Origin of the sequence: Paenibacillus sp. OSY-SE (assembly GCF_000283315.1) — a bacterium.
GTDB classification, from domain to species: Bacteria; Bacillota; Bacilli; order Paenibacillales; family Paenibacillaceae; genus Paenibacillus_B; species Paenibacillus_B profundus.
This window is the reverse complement of sequence record NZ_ALKF01000152.1, coordinates 1-24136: the sequence shown is the minus strand read 5'-3', so window position 1 is coordinate 24136 and position 24136 is coordinate 1. Positions and strand designations below refer to the sequence as shown.

Sequence of the window (24136 nt, the reverse complement as noted above, 5' to 3'; positions counted from 1 at the left end):
TATGTGGCGATATTTTCGGATTGAGGTTCGATTCCCTGGCCTTCTACCATAAAAACCCGACCATATGAGGTCGGGTTTTTATGGATAGGATTCGGTAGCACTGTAATGGAGATATCAGCACGTGGTATTTATATTAGGCGAAGGGGGTACATGCTTTGGAAACAACAAACAAGTTTACCGGTAAAGCAGATACTTATTCGAAATATCGCCCGAATTATCCAACAGAATATATGAATTATTTGATTTCATCCAACCAATTAACTTCCAACCATATTATTGCAGATATAGGTTCGGGTACGGGGGTTTTTACTCAACAGCTACTCGACAGAAACTTTAAAGTGTTTGCAGTTGAGCCTAATCGTGATATGAGAACGATTGCAGAAAAAGCATTAAACAGCTATTCAAGTTTTATCTCGATACAAGGGACTGCCGAGAATACCGGTATTCAAAGTTCCAGTATTGATTTGGCAACGGTTGCGCAGGCATTTCACTGGTTTGACAAAGATAAATTTAAATTGGAATGCCAGAGAATATTGAAACCCAATTCAAATGTAGCCCTTGTATGGAACAGCAGGGATTCTTCAAGCCTTTTAGTAAATGAAAATGCGGAGGTATGCAAACAGCTGTGCTCTGGGTTTAAAGGCTTTAGTGGAGGCATAGATGAAACGCCTGACATATACAAGGACTTTTTCAAAGACGGCAAATATGAATATGAAGTTTTTCGGCACGATCTGGAGTTTAATCTAGAGGGATTTGTAGGACGCAATTTGTCAGCATCCTATGCTCCTAAGCCGACAGATGCAAATTACAATCCATTTATTGAGGCAGTGACCGAGCTTTTTATAAAATATAGCAGTGACAACATGATTGTCATTCCCAATATTACACGAAGCTACATAGGCAATGTGTAGGTCCGCTTAGCTCGGCGAAGAGTCATTTCATTACACTACAAACCCTTCTCCAGAAGCAAGCCGTTCAATACAAGTGAAAGGCTGTGTAAAGCTTTGGACAAGCCAGCCTCGGCATCCTCGGAATTTGCGATCCAAAAAGCAGTGTCCATTAGTCCCCCATTCAGTAGCCGCGCTAAAGCTTCGGAGTCCGTCGTTGCAATGATCCGATCCAGCATCAATTGCTGAAGCATATCAGCCATCGTCGCTAGGCAGTGCGACTGAGATGATTGAGAATAAGCATTGCCCAGTACCGAAGGCGCGTCTCTATGCACGATTCGCTGGATTTCGGGCTCAAGAGCCATGGCAAGATAAGCGCGGCAACGACCAACGAAGCCTTCCCAATTTCCTTCTGCTGCATCTGAGATCCTTCCCAATCTGCTATCCATTTCAGCATCGATTTCTTTGACGACAGCTTCCAATAAGCCTTTCTTGTCGCCAAAGTGATGATAAAGCGCGCCGCGCGTTAGGCCCACAGAAGCTGTGAGGTCATCCATGGATGTGTGTGCATACCCAATCGTGCCAAAAGCTTGCCTTGCCGCACTTACCAACTTGGCGCGTGTTTCTGCAATCATTTCCGATCGTGCTTTTCGAGCCATTTTTCCTCCTGCTTACATACGTTTTTTATGTTAATTGTCTTCGCTGGGAACCAATCCTATGCTTAATATTGTTCGACATCCGAAAGAATAAGTCCTTTGGAATTCAGTAGTTGGAGGTATAAAAATGGACATTGACATACGCATCGTATGTATATATAGTATTCACATACATTACGTATGTCAATATAATTCAGCTGATAGGATAGTATAAGTTTTTCACATCTTATCTATGGTCTACGTTGACAAACGCGATGCTCCTTGTTGCACAAGGACGGCGCAGCCGTTTATCCTGGTCTGAATGAATTACTATTCAAAATGAGGGGAGTTAAAGGAATGAAGAATGTATTTCCAATCTGCATTTATTCGGGGGTGCATCATGCCTAATCCATATCGTGAGATATTCGATGCCCCTGGTGCAAAGGGGTTCTCAGCGGCAGGCTTTGTCGCTCGGATGCCTATATCCATGCTGGGAATTGGCGTTGTTACCATGTTGTCTCAGTTGCGTGGCGAGTACTGGCTCGCTGGTGCTGTTGCAGCTACCTTTGCGTTGGCGTCAGCTTTGATGGCCCCTCAAATTTCACGTATGGTGGACCGATTGGGGCAATCCCGTGTACTGCTCCCAGCCACAGGGATCAGTGTAGTATCCGTCGTCTCCTTGCTGCTATGCACAAGATATCAAGCACCGGATTGGACGCTATTCCTGTTCGCGTTACTCGCCGGATGCATGCCCAGTATGCCGGCCATGGTACGCGCGCGCTGGACCGAGCTGTATCGGGGTTCCCCAAAGCTGCATACCGCATTTTCCTTTGAGTCAGTTGTTGACGAACTCTGCTTTATTATTGGTCCGGTCATTTCTGTCGGTTTAAGCGTTATGCTCTTCCCCGAAGCGGGTCCTCTTTTGTCGTGCGTTTTTCTAACGATAGGGGTATTTCTGTTCACGATGCAAAAGAGTACCGAACCAACCGTGCGTCCGCTTAACCCTAACAGTAAAGGAACTGTGATCAAGATTGGTTCATTGAGGGTGCTGGTGTTCACGCTCGCTGCCATAGGCACCATATTTGGCACAGTGGACGTAGTGAGTGTAGCTTTTGCAGAGAATCAGGGAAATGCGGTAGCCGCCAGTATCGTGCTTTCCGTCTACGCTGTAGGTTCATGCTTGGCCGGCCTGGTTTACGGCACTCTTAGGCTGAGTACTCCGCCACACCGTCAGTTTTTGCGGGCCGTTGCAGTATCGGCCGTTACGATGCTTCCACTCTTCTTCGTGGACAGCATTGCTAAGCTAGCAGTCGCTGTCTTCTTCGCTGGGATGTCCGTGGCTCCCACTATGATCATCACTATGGGGTTGGTGGAGAAAATCGTTCCCGAATCCCAGGTAACGGAAGGAATGACCTGGGCAATTACAGGCTTGGGTATCGGGGTTGCTCTAGGCTCGGCTGCAGCGGGATGGGTTGTGGATGGCTTTGGCGCACGGGCGGGGTTTGTCGTGGCTATAGCGGCGGGATTGCTTGCTCTGGCTATCGTGCTTCTTGGTTACAGATCCCTCCGGTCAGCATACAATCACGCGGTCATGAGCCCGAAGGATGGTTCAGTCTCGGTCAAGTACTAAAACCGAATTAAGTATCACGCAGCGAGGGTCTCGTGCGAATAACTATTGATAATTCATTCCACCAACAAAAAGAGCACCTCAAGCGGTGCTCTTTTTGTTTTACTATTTGTGGATAATCGTATTTCTGTGAATGGTTGTAACCAACTCATCAAAAGTGTATTTATGATTGACCATGTCTACTGTGAAATCTTCCGCTGCCTTGGTGCTCATTACAAAACGAAAACCATTATATCGTAAAAAGATTAGCAGGGCAGTAAAAGCGGTGCGCTTGTTGGCATTATAAAAGGGATGGTTTTGACTGAGAGATTCAAACAAAGCTGCCGCCTTCTCGTAAATAGAAGGGTATGCTTCTTCTCCGAAGGCCGATGATTGAGGACGGAACACTGCAGACTCCAGCAGGCTGGGGCTTTTCACGCCGATCTGTTCCCCCTCACTATACTTCTGTATCATGGCAATGTTGATCGCAATGACCTCTTGGCTTGTCAAATAACGGGTTTCGGTCATCTATCTTTTAATCCTTTTAAGGTTTGATCATATTCACTTATCACTTCTGAAAGACTTTCCATAAAATCAGCACTAATTCCCGCTGGCAGTGTCACTTTATTGGCCTTTTTGATCACGATTTCTCCACTAGTCTGATTAACATCGATTTGAACCGTATCTCCCAGGTCAAGACCAATTTGTTTTAATGCTTCGGTCATCGTGATTCCTAGACTATTTCCGAATTTTGTTACTTTTCGTTCCATTTCAATCACCTTGCCCATCGTATTTCCCTCCTTATCATACTATTCAACTGTTATAACAATTATACATAAGTTCTGTCGGCTTTTTGCATTGGGAAGTTGACGATTCTAATCTTGCAATGAAGTTGTATTATGAGTTTCAGTTTAGAGCTTCGTTAACTCATCCCTGAAGGCCGGCTTGTTCGGGTACTGTGTCAGCAGTAGCTGAACAATACGTTCTGCCTCCGCAGGGCCGGCGGCTTTCTTAAACCTCTTGAGGACCTGACAAACCCCTTGATACTGCTTTCTTGAAGAAGAGTTGGCTGCCTTCCATTCAATATACTTTTGGAAGATGTGGATAACATCCTTTGGATAATGTTCTATCAGAAGAGGACAGAAGGTCTCAACTTGTTCAGGGTGTTGTTTCACATAGAGCAGTAGACGTGCGTGCTCCTGTTCCTGCACCAGAATTTGCGTATACACTGATTCCTGCCGCCAGAAGTTACCTTTCTCCAAGGTTTCTAAAAGGTTGTGATAGACTAGCGGCCACTCGGCGGAAGAATAGGCAGCTTTGACGAACGTGTAATAAGAAAGGTCTCCGCAGCATAGCAGTTCCAAGCCTAACTCGCGTTGCCTCTGCACATCCCCTGACAAGCGATATGCATCGTAGCGGAGCTGCTTCCACTGACCAACGAGGCCGGGCAAGCCCTTCTCAAGGTCCTGTGCTTCGCCCTCTTCCGCCAGACGTATAGCTTCATCATAGCGGCAGTTATCCAGTGCAAGCTGTATGGCTTGCTTGCGGAAGTCGGAAAAATGCAACTGGCTGTATAAATAATCGTTGGCCTGCGTCTCACCGGCGTGCTCTTGCAGTTGGTTATAACGCAGTTTGGCTATACGAGCTGTAAAGTACTCGCCGCTCCAAGTATCTTCGTCTGTATTTTGACTCATACGTTCAATGTGTTGTTCCCACTTCTCCCGCAGATCAGGGGAGGCGGTTAAATATGAGGCTGCTGCAAACAGATCTACCCGCCAATCAGGCCATCCGTCGAAACGGTTTTGTATAGCAACACCCATTATCAAATCGAACAGGATTTCCATTTCTCCGGACAACAACAACTCGCCTGATTGGGCAATGGCATCCAAGCGCTCTATACTTTCCTCGATAATTCCGCCGATTGTACCGTTAGAATCGTCCGATGACTGGAGCAAATCCATCATTTCCTCCAGGATGCAGATGTTTATCTTTGCAGCCTGCAGCAGCTTGCCATCAACGAAAGCTAAAGCGGCTTGTTCAGCCACGTGTTCGGCGCCCTCAACAGCCCGTTCAACGTTATCCCATCTGACAAATCCATATTTGTCGGCATATATTTCGATATAGGACTGAATCAGATGTCTGCAGCTCTCAATCGAATCGTTATGATCGACATCGGACAGATACAGTCTGATTCGCTCTTCCATCTGTTCGGAATCAACGGCTAAGTAGAGCAGTAGTGAAATCAGGCTGTCTTTGCTCTCTGCTTCCAGTAGTTGTTTCAGAGTTTTGGTCTGAACGGATATGGGTGAGGACAGGTTCGCCGAATGGCTTCTGGCTGTTCCTCTCATTTCCCTTAGCTTAATCAGAACTGCAGCCTGGTGCTTGCAAGTTGGACCGTAATCAAATGGGCAGTCACATTCGACGGATAGAACGTCATCATTGTCTCTAAGCTCTACAAGAACCTCATAGAGATCACTACCCTCCACCAACGCCCTATACAGTCCATCCTTGATTTTTTTAATGGAGCGTACATATCCAGCCAGGACATAATCCCGGCCTCTATTTATAATAACAGGGTCAATGCTTTTACTGAGATGATGGAGATTCAAGCTGAATCAACTCCTATTCCTAACCTGGATGATTCCGAATCAGGTTCACTAGCACACAGCAGTTGTTGTACGTTGTGGCACATTTTGTTTTTCAGATCTTATTGAGCGCATCGAATAGTTTGTCTTCCCGGTTCTCCTGTATACACTTACCTTTTAGGTCTCAAACTTACCCTGATTATAACAAAAGTCCCACCTTATTAGTCGACTGTATGTTGCTTTTCTATGCTTATAAACATGTGGACTGTTACCGATCTCTTAGATCGTTTAGAAGCTGATGCAATTATGACGCTTTCCATCAGTGTTCTCTACCTTTATGGCCTCTACGCCACGGCCTCTCAAAAATAAATAACCTAACGGGAAGAATGCCTCCCGTTAGGTTTTCTCTTGTCCAAGCCTTTATTGAAATTTCACCTTTGGAAACTTTATATTTGTAGTTTTTTTAGGACGCCTTAATATAACGCTGCTTGCTATGCATGTAACTATGCCTGTTTTCGGGGCTATTCTTTTGAAAAACAATAAGTCTATCAGTAAAGCAAAACATGATAGAACTAAAAGCATTTCAAATAATCTCATATGTTCCCTCCCTGTCCTCAATAGATCATGTCATCGACTTTTCTATCGTAGTGGTTGGAGGTTAAATGTAAAGACTCTCAATAAGGTTAACGGGATATCACAGCGAATATTTCCTTTTTTGTTTAAGAAGAAACTTTCTGGTTACAACAAACGAGAAACCAATAGAGGTCAACAATGTAAGCAGATTTACTAAATAATCAGAAGACACGAACGAATTGAGAATTGCTTTTATAAAGACTTGACTGATGATAAGAATCACAAGAAAAATAGCTACTGCATATAAGGTCTTTGTAACAGAACTCCAACTCAAGTAAATACCTCCTATGCTTCCTAAGGTGAAACACCTGCAATAATATGTCCACATTATACTGTAATCGTTCCGGGATAGCTATGTGCGGATAGATAAAGAAGTACCCTCGTTCGCGTGCAGGGAAGAAGAGAATACTCCGAAGGGAGATACCAGCGAACGAATAATTAAACGTTAAATATGGCAATACGAAGGAAGTTTATATAATATGATAGTCTTTTTAATTTATTCGATCAGAGGCCCGTTTATATAAATGAATGTAGATGATATAATGAAGGCCAGTATGGTTACATGAGCGAAACCCTCTGTAAAAGCTTAGAGATCTAACTTATATAGGTAGAGTTTATTTACTTTTATATAAGATGGAAACGCGATTATTTTTTTGCATAAAAATAAATTATTTTACATTTTTAGTCGACTTCATAACATGAACAGAAATGGGAACTCAATGACAAAGAAAATTGCTTGGATTACAGACAGCACCGCCTATATTCCTGATGATTTAAAGAATAACCCAGACGTGTATGTGATTCCGTTAGGAATTGTATTTGGTAATAATGTGTTTGACGATGGAATTGATCTGACTACTGAGGAATTGTATCGACGCATCCGGGAAGAGAAAGACATCCCCAAAACGTCACAGCCTCCTATCGGTAAGTTTACAGAGTTGTTCGAGAAATTAAGTATAGATTATGACTGCGCTATTGCCATTCATGTATCTGACAAATTAAGCGGGACACTAGCCTGTTGCACATCAGCTTCAGATTCCGTGCCGCTCCAGGTCGAAGTGATCGATTCTAAATCAATGTCCTATGCTATCACGACGTTACTCTACAAAGGGATAGAACTTGCTGAACAAGGGATCGACTGCAAGGATATAGCGGTCAAATTACGACAAGAGGCTGATAAGTCGGAAAATTACATTGTGTTAGGCAGTCTAGAGCAGTTCTATAAGGGTGGGAGAATGACAGGCACCCAGTATTTAGTAGGTTCACTTCTCCGCATCAAACCTATCATTCGGATTAATTCAGACGGCGCATTTGAGCTATTTGAAAGAGTGCGTTCAGAGAAAAAAGCCTACTTGCGAATGATTGAACTATTCAAACATGCTTATCATCAAAACAACATTCAACAATTGCAAATTATGCATGGAAATGTTCGTAATAAAGCAGAGGCATTCAAGCAAGATCTCCTGAGCCAATTCCCAGGTCTTGATATTGTGATCGGAGAGATTAGCTCTGCCATTGCCGTTCATGCCGGTGAAGGTACCTTAGCTGTTATTTGGCACAACGAAGAAAAATGATATATGGGATCTGATTTCCCCCATTGCCTTAACCATGAAAACCCCGGCCGTATGAAGGAGGCCACTGAAAAAGTCCCCTTAAAGAAAAAGGTATAGTTCCTCAATTTATGAGGAGGCTGTACCTTTTTTTCTGTATCATTAAGGTATCAAACTTAGTGGGTGAGTCCGATGATTCAAAACCAACAAACGATCATTTTAAATCCATGTAGGGATATCTATAACCTAGTCGTTACGAAGGATAATTTGTTGCGGCAAATTAACGATCAAGTTGACTTTTCCTTTGTTTACGATGAGCTTAAGAACAACACTGTCTCGATAACGGTCGTAATGCCATTGACCCTGTTCGCATGTTCAAGTATTTACTGTTAAAGTCAATTTATGATTTGTCTGATGTTGACGTAGTATTTGTAGTCTTGTAAGTAGTTTGACGGTAGGATTACTTTCTTCGGTGCTTATAGTATTTTTGATAGTCAGACCATTACTAAAAAAGATGCTTCTCTCCCCATCGTGGTAGCATATGATTCTCTCGATACTCGGCCTTAACCGGGTTCTGTACAATAGGTCAAATCATTGGAAACAATAGCATCACGAGAGAGCCTCCCAGTCTATCGTTCAGCTATGTTACACTAGATTAAAGAATAGTATACAGCAAGGAGATAGACGCGAATGAAGCTGGTATCCTGGAATGTGAACGGCCTAAGGGCGTGTGTGAACAAAGGATTTAATGACTACTTCCGGGAGACGGAAGCAGATATATTTTGCGTGCAGGAGACGAAGCTGCAGGAAGGCCAAATTGCCATGGAGCTTGGCGATGAATATGAGCTGTATTGGAATTATGCGCTGAAGAAGGGGTACTCGGGGACAGCGGTTTTCACTAAAATAAAGCCTGTATCGGTACGATATGGGATAGAAGAAGATGAAGAGCCTGAGGGGCGGATCATCACGCTCGAGTTCGAGTCCTTCTATCTCGTGAATGTATATACGCCCAATTCCAAGCGAGATCTGTCCCGGTTGGAAGAACGGCTAGAATGGGAAGAACGGTTCAGACATTACGTTCAGCAGTTGGATGCATGTAAGCCTGTCATTATGTGCGGGGATATGAATGTGGCCCACCAAGAGATCGACTTGAAGAATCCGAAGTCCAACTGGAACAATTCCGGGTTTACTCCGGAAGAGCGTGAGAAGATGACCCGATTGCTGGACGCTGGATTTACCGATACGTTCCGGCATTTCTATCCTCAGAAGACAGATGCCTATTCGTGGTGGTCTTACATGCCCAAGGTGAGGGAGCGGAATATTGGCTGGAGAATTGATTATTTCCTTGTCTCTTCAAGACTGAATTCCTTATTAATCGATGCGCAAATCGATTCAAGTATTTTAGGCAGCGATCATTGCCCTGTTATTCTCAATATCGCCGACATTGAAGTGTAAATTCGAGGGCTGATGCTTCCTCTAGCGAGAGGGGGCCCCAGCCTTTGCTTGCGTTAGGACAGTTGTTCGTTCGATACGTTCGTGTCGCCGGAAGGAACCCAGTGGACAGCCGAGCATCCTTCGTATAAAAATGCGGAAGCGCATTGGTGGATGATATTAAGCAACATCAAGACGCTGGCCGAAACCGGAACACGCTAGACTTTGGCTGGTAAAGCCAGGCCTTAAGCACATAGTGAATAATGTAAAATAACCAATCCTCATTCAATGGGGGTTGGTTATTTTGAGTGTAGATGGTGAACTGTTTTTTATAAATATAATCATTTCTAGACGATTGCGTACATAACCATTGCGGGAATCTAATCACGGCGGTATACTGATCATATATTATCTGTACGACACCGTACAGAAAGGAGAGGTCGATGCCCAAAATCGTGGTGACGAAGGAAGAGTGGATCCAGAAAGGCCAGAAATACTTTTCAATCGGGGGAAGTGAGGCTCTCTTGATTGAAAAAATGGCGAGGGAGTTAGGCTGCAGCAAAAGCAGCTTCTATTGGTACTTCGGCAATCGGGAAGAGTTCATTACATGCGTCGTAGACGACTGGGTGAAGCGAGCAACTCATGAAGTGATCGATCATACCCTTACAGAAGGGAACATTGACAACCAGATTAAAAAACTGTTGACAGCGATGTTTTCTACAACATCAGCGGGTGACTTTGTTTTTTATTTGCGGAGGCTAGGGCAAGAAAACGAACGATATCAACAATTGCTAGACACGATAGAAAACAAAAGGGTTGATTTCATGATCTCTCTTTTGCAGGCAAGAGGGCTATCTGAAAAATCCGCCCAACAAAAAGCGTTTGTTATGTATCACTTCTACTTAGGCTGGTATGAAAGAAATAAACATCGTGAACATTTGGATGACACCGCCAAGTTGGTCGATCTGTTGTGGCAAACCAAAATTGAAACGAGGGAGGTGTCCGGATGACAAGTGCATTATCTATTTTTGTAGGCTGCGTCTTCATGGGGTTAAGCATCTTGCATGTGTATTGGATGTTCGGGGGGGAATGGGGCAAGGCTGCCGCTATACCTTATGACGGAAGCAGGCCGTTGTTTACTCCAAGGACATTCTCGACTTTTGCAGTTGCCTTGTTATTGGCGTTCGCGTCTGTTATCATCATCGGGCTCTCGGGAGGAGCGTTAGCTGTCTTGCCTGAATGGATGTATCGCTGGGGCGGGTGGAGCATCGGACTTGTTTTTTTATTGCGGTCCATCGGCGAATTTCGCTGGGTCGGCTTTTTTAAAAAGAAGAAGGGGACCCCTTTCGCTAGATGGGATACGATGTTATTTTCACCACTATGTCTTGTATTGGCGGTTTTTATTTTTATGATCTTAATTTTTGAACCGTAAGGATACTCGTGGTGAGTTTATAACTACGTCATCGATGGATAGGCTTACATCACACTGTTAAAAGCGAATTTTATGCATTTACGTAGGTTCATGATACAATTAAGGTATTCTGAACAACTAAGGATGAGAAAGGTTGCCCGTAGATGCATGAATTTGAAGACTGGAACCAAAAGGTGAAGAAAACTTTTAATGCTACAAGTAACGAAGTTGTATTAACAGTTATGGAAGCGGGAAAGAAGTTAGGTCTCACTAAAGATCTCATGAAAATATATGTGGATAAAAATAATTTGACCAAGGTTCCAATTATGAGGAGTGTTCATAGGTACCTTTTGTTGAAGAGTGAAATAGATGAAATCGTGCGAAAGGCATAAGCTCTGGGACATCACGCTGCGGCGAATTCATTTTACACAGCAAGGTTCGCCTACATCACACATGAAAGAGCCGACCGCATGAGGTCGGCTCTTTGCGTACATACTTTTGAATAGAAGAATAAGGAGTGGGATCCACATGGAAATAACAGCGCAACAGGTTGCCGAATGGATGGTAGCAGAAATTAAATTCAAAGGAATTGTCTATCAAAGCGATGTGATCGCTTATGTAAAATCGCATTTCGGAGAAGAGTTTGTGTTTGTGAATGAAAATGGAAATGCGTCGCTTTCCAAAGAAGTGAAGAAAGCATTTCGCAAGCTGCATGGCGGTAAAATAGCATGGGACAGAGACGGCTTCTCTTGGGGGTGGACGTAATATCATTTGATATGTAAGTATATAGAAGATAAGTAGTGAAAGTGCGGAGGAAGAGGGAGATAGGTAAATGGCAAAACAAAAGTACTATGTCGTATGGGTCGGCAATCGGCCAGGCATTTATACGAATTGGACAGAATGTAAAGAGCAAGTGGACGGACGCAAGGATGCGAAGTATAAATCCTATCCTTCTAAAGCGGAGGCGGAACAAGCCTATCGGGAAGGTTGGACCAAGCATTGGGGCCAGAAGGGGTCCGCTAAGAAACAGACTCAACCCGCCTCACCCAAGTCCAAAGAAACGATTGATTACGATAGCATTTCAGTTGATGTAGGAACGCAGGGGAACCCGGGGCCGATTGAATATAGAGGCGTGAATACGCAAACCGGCGAGGTCATATTTTCCCGTGGTCCCATTCCGAACGGTACGAATAATTTAGGTGAGTTTTTAGCTATCGTCCATTCCTTGGCTTACTTGAAGAAGCAGGGCAGCACTCAGACCGTATATAGCGACTCCAGAACCGCTTTGAAATGGGTGAGAGAGAAGAAAGTGGCTACGACATTAGAGCGGAATGAATCCACAAAAGAAGTATGGGATCTGGTGGACCGAGCCCTGAAATGGCTGCAGACCAATAGCTATGACAACAAGGTATTAAAGTGGGAGACCCAAGACTGGGGAGAAATTAAAGCCGATTATGGAAGAAAATAACTATAAGAGCACCATGCCAGGTGCTCTATTTACATTTCGCTCATGTTTAGTTTTTCTTATTAATTACAATAGACAATTTATAGTTCACATATTTATTTAATTCACTCAGGAACAGATCCAATTCCTCATTAGACGGAAACCTGCACTCTAGCAGATAGCAGCCCTCGCCGCTAATTTTGAAGTTGTTCACCAAATAAGAACGTTGTGTCTCGATAAACGATAGAAAGGGACGGTGATTGAATTCCTTTGTATAAATATTGATAAAGGTATGGACGGGATTCCCTGCTTTGGCGTGATTCAGCCGAATGGTATATCCTTCGATTACCCCTTCTTCCTCTAGCTTGAGCAAGCGGTTGGCGGTCGCCTGACCGGTCATGTGAATTTTTTGCCCCAATTCCTTCATCGACATGCGGCCATTCTGCAATAGCTCTTCCACAATTCGTCTGTCCGTGTTATCCAGCATTCCTACAACCTCTTTCATTTTTCAAGTAAACCGTACATTATTCATGATTTGATCTATGTTCCGTGTTATTGCTTACATATTATCCTATAGGAGAAGATACTTAAAGGAGGAATTGACCGTGCAGATTAGACAAATACGCAATGCCACTATCGTGTTGAATTATGGTGGCATGACCTTTTTAATCGATCCATTTCTAGCGCGGCAGGGGGCATATCCACCGTTTCCAAACACCCCGAATCAAGAACAATGGAATCCGACGGTCGAGCTGCCGATCCCTGTGGATGATATTATACAAGCCGATGCGGTTATTGTAACCCACCTGCACCCAGATCATTTCGATGCGGCCGCTATCGAGGCGCTGCCGAAGGATATGAGAATGATTGCGCAGTCCGAAAAAGATGCGAAGGTCATAGAGGAAGCGGGATTTCATAACGTGGAATGGTTGAATAGCAAATCCGAGATTGGGGAAATTCGGCTGCATCGGACGTCTGGAAAGCACGGGTTAGGCGAGATCGGCAACCTAATGGGCGAAGTATCGGGAGTGGCCTTTTCCCATGCAGATGAACCGACCCTCTATATTGCAGGCGATACCATATGGTGCGACGATGTTCACGCAGCGATTGACGCGTACCGGCCTGAAGTGATTGTCGTAAATGCAGGCGCAGCCCAGTTCCTAGAGGGCGATCCTATTACGATGACGAAGGAAGATGTCTATCGGACGCATATGGAAGCCCCGCAAGCGACCATTATTGTGTCTCATATGGAATCTGTCAATCATTGCTTGTTAACAAGAGAGGAATTGAAAAGCTACATTGCAGACAAGGGGCTCTCCTCTCATATACTCGTGCCTGCCGACGGAGAATCGCTTTCTTTCCGTTCATCGCGCTGAATAGGTAAGCACCCGACCGCATGCGGCCGGGTGTTGGAGTCCTATATGCTTGTGATACAACAAGTTATCTTTTCTCAATGGAAAAAGAATGAAAGCGCGTCTCGAAACCGCCATTCGGGGTCGGGCTGCAGCAATAGATACCTACTTTGACGGGTTGTGGATGCTGGTCTTCATGCAGATGAGCGATTCGGATCTGTTCCCACTCATCAGGGTTACCCTGCGTCTTGGCCGATACGGTATAATCGCCGTTCTTGCGCTCGACTCGGAATGCCAGAGGTTCCGTGACATATGCATTCTGGTAATTCCGAGTGGACCAGTCCGAATATCCATAATTCGTGACGACCGCTCCCAAGTGTGATGGGCCGTCCGGTATATATTTAAGCGATGTCTTCAACCAACATGTATCCGACACCATTACGAATAGGCCTGCTTGATCATAGGTTGACATGGGCTTCATGCTCAGCGATGTCTCTGCCGTGAAGTCCGCCTTACTTCGCGTTCGTGTTTTTCCAGTCCATAAACCGTTGATCGATTACTTCTTTCAACTGAAAATAATTGTCCCACGTATCCTCTACATGATAGAGAGTAGGGGCATCCGAAAATGTATCTTGATAGTCTTCTAAATAGGTGCCATTCTCAAAATCAAAATAAACCGTTGCAAATCGATTTCCCTCATCGCTTAACATATCATCGGCCAGAACCCCGTCCCAGTTCATATAAATCTGTGTTCCGGTTAGTTGCCTTTGCTTGAAAGCCGCAATATCTTCTTCAGCATCTTCCTCGAAATCAATGCTGTATAACCCATGCTCTATCATCCATCCTAAAAACAAACCAGTATGGACAAATGCTTGCTCGTTAGGCAAATCTGCGGGAAAATCACCGTCGTAATGATATTTAGCCTTGTCGTAGACGCACGTATCCGACATTTCGTTCAGCTCCTCTGCAACTATTGGAAACGTTTCGTTTAGATTAAAACGCAATGTTTTCCAGTATTATAGAACATCCGTTCGTGAATATCAAATATCAACTGTAAAAATAGCCGTCTTGCGTATTTTTTTAGAAGATGTGCTTTTTTAAATCATATTTTTGATTGACTAATTAATCAAAGTTAATTACGATTGCCTTATGAAGAACACTTCTGTCAAGGAGGATGAACACCATGTCGCCCAGAGTGGATGAACAGAATCAGCAAATTCGTGATAAACGCAAACAGCAGCTGCTGGCAGCCGGGGCGAAAGTATTTGGAGAGCGGGGCTATGCAGGCACGAAAGTCAGCGATATTGTAGGGGAAGCTCAGCTAAGCCACGGCTTGATTTATCATTATTTTTCTTCCAAGGAAGATATATATATGGAGTTAGCAAAGACGGCATTTACTACTTCCTATAACACGATTCATCAGGCTGTGAACAGCAATGGAAGTCCTTATGAACGTCTAAAGGCAATGACGGAAGAGATTCTTGCTCACACCCGGGAGAGCGGTTATTTCTTTCTGATCGCGCTGCAAACCAATACGTCCAAGACGGTCCCGGAGCAGGCATCAGCGATCTCAGCCGAATATTCGGCCAAGAGCCTGAAGTTGCTCACGCATCTGTTCCAGCAAGGTCAGAAGCATGGGGAATTCATCAAGGCGGATCCATCACAGCAAGCTCTTATGTACACTTCGATGCTGAACGGTGTTGTGTTTACCCGGTTAACCTATCCGTCGTTGGAACGCTTTCCGCAAGTAGATCAAATCTTAAGAGCTTTCATTAATACTTCGTCTGTAAAGGAGTGAGTTGATGGATATGAAGGTTTCATCCATATTTAGAAGCGATAGTATGCGAGCGCACTTTACAGCTGCTTATGACCAAGCGCTGAGCGAGTGGCCAGTTTCTTACGAATCCTGCTTTGTTACAACTGACTTCGGAACTACTCATATGATCAAATGCGGCAATAAGTCGAATCCGCCTCTGCTGCTCATTCACGGAATGACCGCGACTTCTCTCATGTGGAGTGCAAACATTGCCGAATGGTCCAAGGACTATTATGTTCATTGCATTGAAATCCCTGGAGACTTTGGCAAAAGCACGCTCGTCAAGCCGCTATCAAGCAGAGCAGCAGCAGCGCAATGGCTGTTGGAGCTGGTCGGGGAGCTGCAATTGGGCGCGTTTCATTTATTGGGGCATTCCATGGGCGGTTTTTTGTCTTTGAATTATACGGTAGCGCATCCGTTGCGGGTACGTTCGCTGGGGCTGCTGGCACCTGCCGGCTCCTTTGCGCCGCTGCCAAGGATGTTCTATGTAAAGATGTTCCCTGCTGTGATGTTCCCAACACAGTGGTTTATTGATCGCGCATTCAAGTGGTGCATGTCGAAGCATAATAGCCTGGAGCTGCTGCCTGAGTCCTACAGAGCGCTCCTTGCAGCGTGCTACCAGAGCTGCGCCCCTCGACTCGGGCTGCTTCCTACCGAATTCACAGAGGGTGAGCTATCGCAGCTTCCAGTCCCTACCTTATTCGTGGTCGGGGAAGACGAAGTCATTTACCGCCATTCCATCAAGACGGTTCAAGCGAAGGCGAGCCTCATTCCCGATGTCACAATCGCAACCATCCCTAGGGCAGGGCATTTCTTAAGTATCGAACAGAAACAACGGATTAACGAGCTTGTTATTGATTTTCTCAGGCAACACCCTATCAGCACCCACAACGTATAGGATTAGGCGGATGTATCGCATTAATCGAGAGGGGGTATCCTCGTCATGGATAAACTATCGATCGGCCGAATGGCAGAATTGAACCACACTTCTGTCCAAACGCTGCGCTATTACGACAAGCTGGGTCTGCTAAAGCCTGAGTACGTAGAAGAGAGTACCGGTTATCGCTACTATGCGATTAAACAATGCGCCAGACTAGATATGATCAACTATATGAAGTATTTGGGCATGTCGTTGGACAACATTAAAGCTTGGTTCGACACCGAGGATGTCGAATCTATCCCTGAGATGCTGCGGCAACAAGCGGTTCTCATCGAGCGCAAGATGAAGGAACTGGATCAGATGAAAAAGGCGGTCCATGTCAGCATCAAAAATTACGATACCTATATGAACGCCCCGGGTGACGGACATATCGTTCTGCAGCGTGTTCCGGCACGCAAAATTTATTGCTACGACAGCAAGGTTAATATTTATGAAAATACGTTGGAGACGTACGAATACATACTGCGGGAGTTGCGCGCACAGGCGATCGTCAACCATTTGCCGATGGCTTATTTTTGCAATGTCGGCTCCATTATCCGTCAAGAAGCGATTGAACGGGGACAATTCGTATCGACAGAAGTTTTTTTGTTCGTAGATCCCGACTTTGAGATGCAAGCAGGTGTTGAAATCATCCCGGAATACGACTACTTGAGCATCTATTGCGATAGTTTCTTTCATGAACGTGAGTACGCGGGCAAGTTGTTCGACTATGTTCAAGAGCATGGCTACGAAGTGATTGGGGATTACATTTGTGAAGTGGTGGTGGAGCTGCCGATATTTCATCATGACGAGCGGAATATGTTTATGAAATTACAAGTTCCTATCAAAAGGGATTGACTCTATAGTAACTATAGAGTTTATGATAAGGACATAGGAGCTCCCAAGAATCGATTGCATAATAGTTTGTGAAATTTATAACAATATAGGAGGTTGTCCACATGAAGGAAAAAATTAGAGTCATTCAATACGGCTGCGGTAAGATGGGACAGTTTTTTCTGAGATATCTGTATGAAAAAGGTGCGGAAATCGTAGGGGCGATCGACGTGAATCCGAACGTCGTCGGCAAAGATGTGGGTGAGGTTGCAGGCTTGGGCGTGAAGTTGAATGTGCCTGTCCGTTCCGATGCCGAGCAAGTATTCAAGGAATGCGATGCACAGGTTTGCATTATTTCGACGACAAGCTTGCTGACAGATACGTATGGCGCTTTTGAGCTGGCGGCTCGTTATGGCGTGAACGCGATTAGCACGTGCGAAGAGGCGTTTTATCCATGGACAACCTCCCCGGCGCTGACCAACCGTCTGGACCGGCTTGCCAAAGACAACAATTGCACCTTAAGCGGATCTGGTTACCAAGACGTGTTCTGGGGCAATTTAATTACGGTATTGGCGGGAGCGACGCATCAGATTACTAGAATTGAAGGCATGTCCAGCTACAATGTCGAAGAGTACGGCATCGCGCTTGCTGAAGTTCATGGTGCGGGCTTGACGGTTAAGGAATTCGAGGAGAAAATCGCGAGCAACAATGATCTTCCGTCCTTTATGAGAAACGCCAACGAGTGGCTGTGCTCACAGTTTGGATGGACGATTAAGTCAATGGATCAACAATTGATTCCAATGACACACAATCAAGATCTTCATTCAACTACGCTTGGCAAAACAATTCCTGCAGGCGATGCCACTGGTATGTCCGCCGTCGTCACGACTGTCACCCATCAAGGTCCAGTTATCGTAACGGAATGTATCGGTAAAGTATATGCCGAGGACGAAGTGGATCACAACGACTGGGTTATCAAAGGCGAACCGAAAACGGAGGTCAACATCTCTTGCCCGGCAACGGTGGAGCTTACATGCGCGACGGTCGTCAACCGGATTCCAGATTTGCTTCAAGCTCCAGCAGGCTTCTACACAACCGAAAAAATGGCACCGGCCCAATATCGTACGTATCCGCTTCATTACTACGTAAAATAAATCGAATTCTGCAAAGGCGACAGCTTATCACTGTCGTCTTTTTTGCGTCTGCTCCCGTCCACACATTTAGGTTTACTTTTCCCCTGAAAAAGAGAAAATATGATTATAGCAAGACGCAGAGTCTTTCTATTACAGAGGGGGATAACAATGTTAGATTTGAGTCAAATTAATATTTGGGCGGTGCTTCTGGCCACGGCAGCCACTATGGTGCTCGGGTTTTTATGGTATTCGCCGCTGTTATTCGGAAATGCGTGGGCCAAACGTCTGAATGTGAACATGGAGGACCTGTCGGGAGGGGCTGCGACATATGTGCTGACGGCTCTGACCGCATTAGGTGGAGCATTTATTCTAGCTTGGCTCGTCTCGTTGGCTGGGGAACCCACGATTGCATCCGGGATGACCATCGGTCTTCTAGTCGGGATCAGCATTTCCCTTAAGATCGGGATGAACTACTTATTTGAAGGCAGAAAGTTAGGATTGTATCTGATCACCGCCGGATATCATTTGATTTCTTACTTGATAGCAGGACTTATTATCGGAGTGATGTAATGGCAAGAAGCAGAGGTTGGACCGATATGTATGCATGCAGCCCTATGATGCACCAAAATAAAATGACACACGTACACTAACCTATACTATGAACATACATCAGTTGGAGGATAATCAGTGATAATTATTTCGGACAGTGATGTAGAACAAGTAAATAAGGTAACGCTGTCGGATGTAGAAAGAGAAATATTGCAAAAGAAGAAGGCAAGTCCAGTCATATATCGATATGACTCTCCTGAAGCTTTGGAGTTCGAGTTGAAAATGAGATCTAAAATTGTGAAATCGGCCACGGATTTAGATGCCAGTGGTGTAAGATTCGCCACGTTTAAAGGCTCCCAATGCAATAAGCGGTATTGGTCTCGCACAAAAAATGGAGGTTTCGGATTGAAGAGTGGCGTGTTACCGTCTGATGGGATAAACGATATTTTTCAAAACGGGTATCTCTATGCGTTCGAATGTGCGACTGCAGTGGTCATTATTTTGTACAAGGCAGTATTCGATGCTATCCATAAGGAAGCATTCAATACTTATTTTACAGAGCTGTTCTTATGGGGTTGGAATGTTGACAGCAACCTGCGGCTAATTTCAGTCAATAATAAAAATGAAGCTTATTTAGGGGATATACTTTATTTCGAAAATCCTGACCATCTTCCCGAGACGCCGGAATGGCAAGGGGAGAATACCGTCATGCTGGCCAATGACCAGTATTATGGACACGGAATAGGGATAGAAACGTCGGAGGGAATCATTTCGGCTCTTAATAGCAAAAGAAAACCAGGCAGTATGACATCGGCTTACCTGTCCGAACGTGTGCTTCATCCGGATTTTCAATCATTGCAAAAATTATCTGTAAGGGGAAATCCTTTGGCAGTACAAAATAAGTATTCAGTAAACGCCATCGTTGCCAGAGTGGGGGCGAATACTTACATTTACTGAAATAAAGGTTAGCACGGCCAGAATGGGCACCTCAAGCTAAAAGCGAAAGGCGTCTGTTCGCTGCGAATTTCCGAGAACGGGACATATGTATACAATTCGAATCATTGCTGAGTTTGAAAGATAAGCAAGATTCCGAAAGAATATAATTGAATTCGATCCCCGGCCCATGGGCCGGTTTTTTTGCGTTGAGGTTTCGCCGCTGCGCGCAGCGATATGAGCCGAAGCGTGCAGGCGGAGAAGCCCGCCTCCGCCCAACATGCGCCAACCCTTTTTCACAGCGCTCTGGTCAAGCTGCATAAGAACCGAAAATATGCGCAGTTATGCCGCCTCAAGGGAGTGTCGCTGCAGCATTCATCGAAGCCCAGGCCGTCTCCTTAAGATATGGTTAAGAAATCCGCCGTGAATTTGCCACAATTTATTCAGAAAATACGCAACATTTTCCTGCTCTCGTACGTCTAATTATGAAGGGAAAATTTTCTTATGGAAAGATGAAAGTAAACTGGGAGGATGAACACGTGAGAAAGTTATTATCTGGAATTGTGGCAATGTCACTGGTATTTTCTTTAATACTGCCGACCACACAATTGAATGCGGCAGCCGCCATTTCCGTCTATGTTGACGGATCGAAGCTGGCGATGGATCAACCGCCCGTGCAGTCTAGCGGACGGGTATTGCTGCCTATGCGCGCCATTTTTGAATCATTGGGCGCAAGAGTATCTTATAACTCGAGAACGAGAACGGTGACCGGCAGCAAGGACGGCACGACCGTTGTGCTGAAGCTTGGCTCCAAGTCGGCGACCATCGACAATATGAACGTAAGCTTGGATGTGCCGGCCAACACGCTGAGAGGCAGAACGATGGTGCCTGTCCGCTTCGTCAGTGAGGCATTGGGCGCCTTGGTGAGCTGGAACGAGAGAGGCAAAACGGTTACAATTACGACTCCGGACCGACCAAGCACTCCGGATAGACCTGACAGACCAAATAATTCAGATGATGTAAGCGGAGTATCCAACGTATACGCGAAAGTAATCGGGCAACAGGGAGATGGAAGCGACTTGAATGTCAGCTTCTCCAAAGCGCCGTATGAATACAACGTGGATCACTACCGTATCATGGTAGTCAAATCGTCGAGCTCGTCTTCCTTTAATTTGTCGAAGGCTCGCTCCGTGTCTTCCAACAATTATACGACGGCTTATCCGCAAGGCGATGATCCGAGCGTGCGGCTGGATTCCCGCGCGCGCGACGTGGACGGGGATTATATCCGCAACAACCAAACGTACAACGTGTACGTGGTGACGGTTGGCAAGAGAAGCAGCCAGATGGCGCTTTCTTATCCGTCCTCGCAGATTTCGCTGTCTGACAACGGCGTGTCGGCGGCGAGCAATGTTCAAGTGCGCGATGTCGCGGACTATAACGACGGGCGGGACATGAATGTAAGCTTTGCGAGACCGCAAAACGACAACAATATTTCGAACTACCGCATTATGGTCGTGAAGACCAGAGACGCGAACCGATTCGATACGTCTTCAGCGAACGGAGTGTCCAGCCAGAACTACTCGACCGTGTACAAATCGGGCGGCACGACGCTGACATCGACGCTAAGCTCGACAGCAAGAGACACTTCGGGAGATTATATCCGCAATGGAGTGCCTTATACCGTATTTGTGTTGTCGGTCAGCAATACGAATTCGTACTCGAATAAGCTGTCTTCAGGATCAGCCTCGATGACATTGGGTCAATCGGTCGGCTTGCCTGTCATTACGAAGGTCAGCGATGTAGGCAACTATGGAGATGGCCGTGATTTACAGATTAGCTTTAATCGGGCATCCGACGAATCGAAAGTAAGCTATTACCGGATTTTTGCCGTGAGATACCAAGATGCCAACAGCTTCGATCTGACGGAAGCCAACAAAGCATCTTACGGCAGATACCATGACGTGTCTAAGACCGGATACAGCATCACGACTACGCTTCCTTCCAGCATGCGGGATGTGCATGGATCCTCTATCCGCAACGGAGAAACGTACCGCCTATTCGTCATGGCGGTGTCCAATAGCGGGGGGTCCTATAACAATGCGTTGTCAACCGCTTCGGATACGATTACGCTGTCGAACAACAATATCGTCAGCGGCGTAACGAATGTAACGGCCAGCGACGTGAGCGACTACAACGACGGCCGCGACCTGCGTGTGTCGTTCAACCGGGCTTCGGATGAATCGGACATCAGCCAATACCGCATCATGGTCGTGAAGGCATCCAATGCGAACCGCTTCGATCTATCGGCGGCGAACAACGTATCGAGCTATAATTATACGGCCGTGAGCAAGACCGGAGGAAATATTAGCTTGGCGCTGAATTCCAATGCAAGAGATGTGGACGGATCGGCGATTAGAAACGGCGTGAGCTACCAAGTATTCGTGATGTCTGCAGGCCGAGGCAGCTATAACAATGCGCTGTCCAGCCCGTCTGGCACAATTACGTTATCGAACAATTCAACGGTGTATCCGGCAACGAACGTGTCGGCAAGCGATGTGAACGACTACAACGACGGCCGCGACCTGCGTGTGACGTTCACTCGTGCCGCTGATGAAGCGAACATTAACCATTATCGCGTCATGGTTGTGAAAGCCGACAAGGCAGGCTGGTTCAGCGTTTCGGATGCGAATAATGTGTCCAGCTGGAATTCGACAGTCGTGAACAGAACAGGCGGCAACCTTGGCCAGACTCTGGCTTCCGATGCCAGAGACGTTGATGGCGATCGGATTCGCAACGGCATTAGTTACCGTGTATTCGTATTGTCCGTAAGCACGGGCAACCAGTCGAGCAACGCTCTGTCGTCTCAATCCCCGGCGATTACGCTTGGGGGCACGACTGCAGTGGACGCCGCGGCGAATGTAACGGCGAATGTGACGGGCAGCTACGGCAGCGGACGTGATATCGAGGTAAGCTTCATGGCGCCTTCCAACGAATCGAACGTTGCTGAATACCGCATCATGGCTGTGCGGTCTGACCAAGCGTATGCGTTTAACCTGTCGAGTGCCAATGGGGTCTCCGCTTCTAACTATACGAGAGTATCGAAGCAGGGCGGGTATGTCCGACAGCAGTTAACCGATTCTACTCGGGATGTATTCGGTGACGCTATTAGGAAGGGCGTATCGTACCGTATCTTTATTTTGACGGTGGCCGATGGAAGAACAGGCACGGGCAATGCGCTGTCATCCTCGTCCGGAGATGTCACTCTCGCCGATCAATCCGTGCAGGCGGTTAGCGGTTTATATGCTCAAAGAGAGGGCAACAACGACTTTAGTGTCACTTTTGTCAAACCAAGCAATGAGAGCGGCATCGCTTACTATAAAGTAATGGCCGTTCCTTCCGGCAGCGCGAGCAGCTTCACGCTGGCCGATGCGGACCGGACGAACTCGAATGCTTCCAAGATGGTGAGCGTTAATGGCGACACCAAGGCATGGTTTAGTTTGTATGATACGGATGCATTCGGCAACCCGTTTACAACGGGCACTGCTTATAGAGTATTCATCTCGTCTGTCGTAGACGGGCGCACTACATCCATTAATGTGTTGTCCGCTTCATCCAATGAGATTATTATGGGTGAAGGTTACTAAGAAGCATGTATCATCCATGCACCTGACCGTACCAGACGAAGCCCCGGAATCTATTTCCGGGGCTTATTTCTTTATTTTTATAGAACACGAAAAAGGTGGGGAAGAGGAAGACGGGAAAGTGTCGGACTGGAAAAATGCTGACGATACGGCTTCATGCTTGCACGCCTGCCATGCGATGATTGCAGTTAGGGCTTAACCTTGCTGAATTGTCACGTTCGGGCTCCGTTTTGTCACCATAATCGATGTACATGAAACGACAGGAACAAGTAAAATATACTTATAGATACGGGATACAACCTTGTGCTCATATGAGGAATGTATAACAACTTGATTCAATCCACGTCTATACTATTGGAGGAATGGCAAAATGATTATAACGACAACTTCTACGATACAAGGTAAAGAAATTGTGGAATACATTGACGTTGTCGCAGGTGAAGCGATTATGGGCGCCAATGTGGTGCGGGATATTTTGGCCTCCGTGCGCGATATCGTGGGCGGCCGTTCCGGAGCATATGAAAGCAAGCTGAAGGAAGCGCGTGACATCGCCATGGAAGAAATGAAGGTTTTGGCCAAGCAAAAAGGAGCGAATGCGGTCGTCGGCATTGACGTTGATTATGAGGTCGTGCGTGAAGGCATGTTAATGGTCGCGGTCAGCGGGACGGCAGTTATTGTGCGCTAATTATGAGATGGTATTGAGATGTTGCGTATGGTGAGGGGGCACCTGATGGGGTGTTCCTTTTTATTGTGTTGTGATCGTTGATGGCTATTGGA

Annotated in this window: 25 protein-coding genes and 2 pseudogenes; 20 read left to right on the top strand and 7 right to left on the bottom strand. The window is 45.9% G+C overall.

Annotation, left to right across the window (positions count from 1 at the left end):
- Window positions 1-155: 155 nt before the first annotated feature.
- Window positions 156-911: a class I SAM-dependent methyltransferase gene (locus tag A372_RS0105425; protein ID WP_019419813.1), complete on the top strand. Its 756-nt coding sequence runs from the start codon at window positions 156-158 to the stop codon at window positions 909-911.
- A gap of 35 nt (window positions 912-946) precedes the next feature.
- Here the strand turns inward: A372_RS0105425 and A372_RS0105420 are convergent, their stop codons facing one another.
- Complete coding sequence (locus A372_RS0105420; protein WP_019419812.1) at window positions 947-1546, bottom strand: TetR/AcrR family transcriptional regulator; 600 nt, start codon at window positions 1544-1546, stop codon at window positions 947-949.
- A gap of 376 nt (window positions 1547-1922) precedes the next feature.
- On the opposite strand from A372_RS0105420, the gene A372_RS0105415 reads away from it, so the two are divergent.
- Complete coding sequence (locus tag A372_RS0105415) at window positions 1923-3152, top strand: MFS transporter (protein ID WP_019419811.1); 1230 nt, start codon at window positions 1923-1925, stop codon at window positions 3150-3152.
- 102 nt (window positions 3153-3254) lie between these two features.
- On the opposite strand, the gene A372_RS0105410 is transcribed toward A372_RS0105415, so the two are convergent.
- The 3 genes from A372_RS0105410 to A372_RS0105400 form a co-directional block, all read right to left on the bottom strand.
- A complete protein-coding gene (locus A372_RS0105410) occupies window positions 3255-3656 on the bottom strand; it encodes a type II toxin-antitoxin system death-on-curing family toxin (RefSeq protein WP_019419810.1) in 402 nt (133 codons plus the stop codon).
- Window positions 3653-3916 (bottom strand): AbrB/MazE/SpoVT family DNA-binding domain-containing protein, encoded by a 264-nt coding sequence (locus tag A372_RS0105405; RefSeq protein ID WP_019419809.1) that lies wholly within the window; start codon window positions 3914-3916, stop codon window positions 3653-3655. The genes A372_RS0105410 and A372_RS0105405 overlap by 4 nt, the downstream gene beginning before the upstream one ends.
- Before the next feature lie 123 nt (window positions 3917-4039).
- Window positions 4040-5737, bottom strand: a complete 1698-nt coding sequence (locus tag A372_RS0105400; protein WP_019419808.1) for an SWIM zinc finger family protein — start codon at window positions 5735-5737, stop codon at window positions 4040-4042.
- A 1328-nt stretch (window positions 5738-7065) separates the two neighbouring features.
- Between A372_RS0105400 and A372_RS0105385 the strand changes: the two genes are divergently transcribed.
- The 8 genes and pseudogenes from A372_RS0105385 (at window position 7066) to rnhA (ending at window position 12206) form a co-directional block, all read left to right on the top strand.
- Window positions 7066-7920: a DegV family protein gene (locus tag A372_RS0105385; protein ID WP_019419805.1), complete on the top strand. Its 855-nt coding sequence runs from the start codon at window positions 7066-7068 to the stop codon at window positions 7918-7920.
- Between the two features lie 168 nt (window positions 7921-8088).
- Window positions 8089-8324: pseudogene (locus A372_RS36155) on the top strand (transposase); the annotation flags it as partial.
- Between the two features lie 262 nt (window positions 8325-8586).
- Complete coding sequence (locus A372_RS0105380; protein ID WP_019419804.1) at window positions 8587-9351, top strand: exodeoxyribonuclease III; 765 nt, start codon at window positions 8587-8589, stop codon at window positions 9349-9351.
- Window positions 9352-9770: 419 nt separating this feature from the next.
- Window positions 9771-10337, top strand: coding sequence for a TetR/AcrR family transcriptional regulator (locus A372_RS0105375; protein ID WP_019419803.1), 567 nt, complete (start codon window positions 9771-9773; stop codon window positions 10335-10337).
- Window positions 10334-10759 carry a DUF3995 domain-containing protein gene (locus A372_RS0105370; protein WP_019419802.1) on the top strand — a complete coding sequence of 142 codons (426 nt, stop codon included), beginning with the start codon at window positions 10334-10336 and terminating at the stop codon, window positions 10757-10759. Before A372_RS0105375 ends, A372_RS0105370 begins: the two co-directional genes overlap by 4 nt.
- 143 nt (window positions 10760-10902) lie before the next feature.
- Complete coding sequence (locus tag A372_RS0105365; protein ID WP_019419801.1) at window positions 10903-11130, top strand: hypothetical protein; 228 nt, start codon at window positions 10903-10905, stop codon at window positions 11128-11130.
- Between the two features lie 136 nt (window positions 11131-11266).
- Complete coding sequence (locus tag A372_RS0105360) at window positions 11267-11503, top strand: DUF6953 family protein (RefSeq protein ID WP_019419800.1); 237 nt, start codon at window positions 11267-11269, stop codon at window positions 11501-11503.
- Between the two features lie 67 nt (window positions 11504-11570).
- Complete coding sequence (rnhA, locus tag A372_RS0105355) at window positions 11571-12206, top strand: ribonuclease H (protein WP_019419799.1); 636 nt, start codon at window positions 11571-11573, stop codon at window positions 12204-12206.
- A 46-nt stretch (window positions 12207-12252) separates the two neighbouring features.
- Here the strand turns inward: rnhA and A372_RS0105350 are convergent, their stop codons facing one another.
- Complete coding sequence (locus A372_RS0105350) at window positions 12253-12669, bottom strand: Lrp/AsnC family transcriptional regulator (protein WP_019419798.1); 417 nt, start codon at window positions 12667-12669, stop codon at window positions 12253-12255.
- Between the two features lie 118 nt (window positions 12670-12787).
- On the opposite strand from A372_RS0105350, the gene A372_RS0105345 reads away from it, so the two are divergent.
- Window positions 12788-13558: an MBL fold metallo-hydrolase gene (locus A372_RS0105345; protein ID WP_019419797.1), complete on the top strand. Its 771-nt coding sequence runs from the start codon at window positions 12788-12790 to the stop codon at window positions 13556-13558.
- Window positions 13559-13622: 64 nt separating this feature from the next.
- Here the strand turns inward: A372_RS0105345 and A372_RS33305 are convergent.
- Both A372_RS33305 and A372_RS0105335 read right to left on the bottom strand, forming a co-directional pair.
- Window positions 13623-14042, bottom strand: a pseudogene (locus tag A372_RS33305) (DUF1349 domain-containing protein); the annotation flags it as partial.
- A 4-nt stretch (window positions 14043-14046) separates the two neighbouring features.
- Window positions 14047-14484, bottom strand: a complete 438-nt coding sequence (locus tag A372_RS0105335) for a DUF7832 domain-containing protein (RefSeq protein WP_019419795.1) — start codon at window positions 14482-14484, stop codon at window positions 14047-14049.
- Window positions 14485-14717: 233 nt separating this feature from the next.
- Here A372_RS0105335 and A372_RS33300 point away from each other — a divergent pair, with 233 nt between their 5' ends.
- The 9 genes from A372_RS33300 (at window position 14718) to A372_RS0105285 (ending at window position 24044) form a co-directional block, all read left to right on the top strand.
- Window positions 14718-15332 carry a TetR/AcrR family transcriptional regulator gene (locus A372_RS33300; RefSeq protein ID WP_019419794.1) on the top strand — a complete coding sequence of 205 codons (615 nt, stop codon included), beginning with the start codon at window positions 14718-14720 and terminating at the stop codon, window positions 15330-15332.
- A 4-nt stretch (window positions 15333-15336) separates the two neighbouring features.
- Window positions 15337-16248, top strand: a complete 912-nt coding sequence (locus tag A372_RS0105325) for an alpha/beta fold hydrolase (RefSeq protein WP_019419793.1) — start codon at window positions 15337-15339, stop codon at window positions 16246-16248.
- A 45-nt stretch (window positions 16249-16293) separates the two neighbouring features.
- Window positions 16294-17127, top strand: coding sequence for a MerR family transcriptional regulator (locus A372_RS0105320; RefSeq protein ID WP_019419792.1), 834 nt, complete (start codon window positions 16294-16296; stop codon window positions 17125-17127).
- A 101-nt stretch (window positions 17128-17228) separates the two neighbouring features.
- The gene (locus A372_RS0105315; protein ID WP_019419791.1) at window positions 17229-18257 is read left to right on the top strand and encodes an NAD(P)H-dependent amine dehydrogenase family protein; all 1029 of its coding nucleotides are present in this window, start codon (window positions 17229-17231) and stop codon (window positions 18255-18257) included.
- Between the two features lie 147 nt (window positions 18258-18404).
- Entirely contained in the window at window positions 18405-18806 is a 402-nt protein-coding gene (locus tag A372_RS0105310; RefSeq protein ID WP_019419790.1) for a DUF1761 domain-containing protein, read from the top strand.
- A 117-nt stretch (window positions 18807-18923) separates the two neighbouring features.
- Entirely contained in the window at window positions 18924-19742 is an 819-nt protein-coding gene (locus A372_RS0105305) for a protein-glutamine gamma-glutamyltransferase (protein ID WP_019419789.1), read from the top strand.
- Between the two features lie 515 nt (window positions 19743-20257).
- Entirely contained in the window at window positions 20258-23362 is a 3105-nt protein-coding gene (locus A372_RS0105295) for a copper amine oxidase N-terminal domain-containing protein (protein WP_019419787.1), read from the top strand.
- Window positions 23349-23558, top strand: a complete 210-nt coding sequence (locus A372_RS0105290) for a hypothetical protein (RefSeq protein ID WP_019419786.1) — start codon at window positions 23349-23351, stop codon at window positions 23556-23558. The genes A372_RS0105295 and A372_RS0105290 overlap by 14 nt, the downstream gene beginning before the upstream one ends.
- A gap of 171 nt (window positions 23559-23729) precedes the next feature.
- A complete protein-coding gene (locus tag A372_RS0105285) occupies window positions 23730-24044 on the top strand; it encodes a heavy metal-binding domain-containing protein (protein ID WP_019419785.1) in 315 nt (104 codons plus the stop codon).
- Window positions 24045-24136 lie beyond the last annotated feature (92 nt).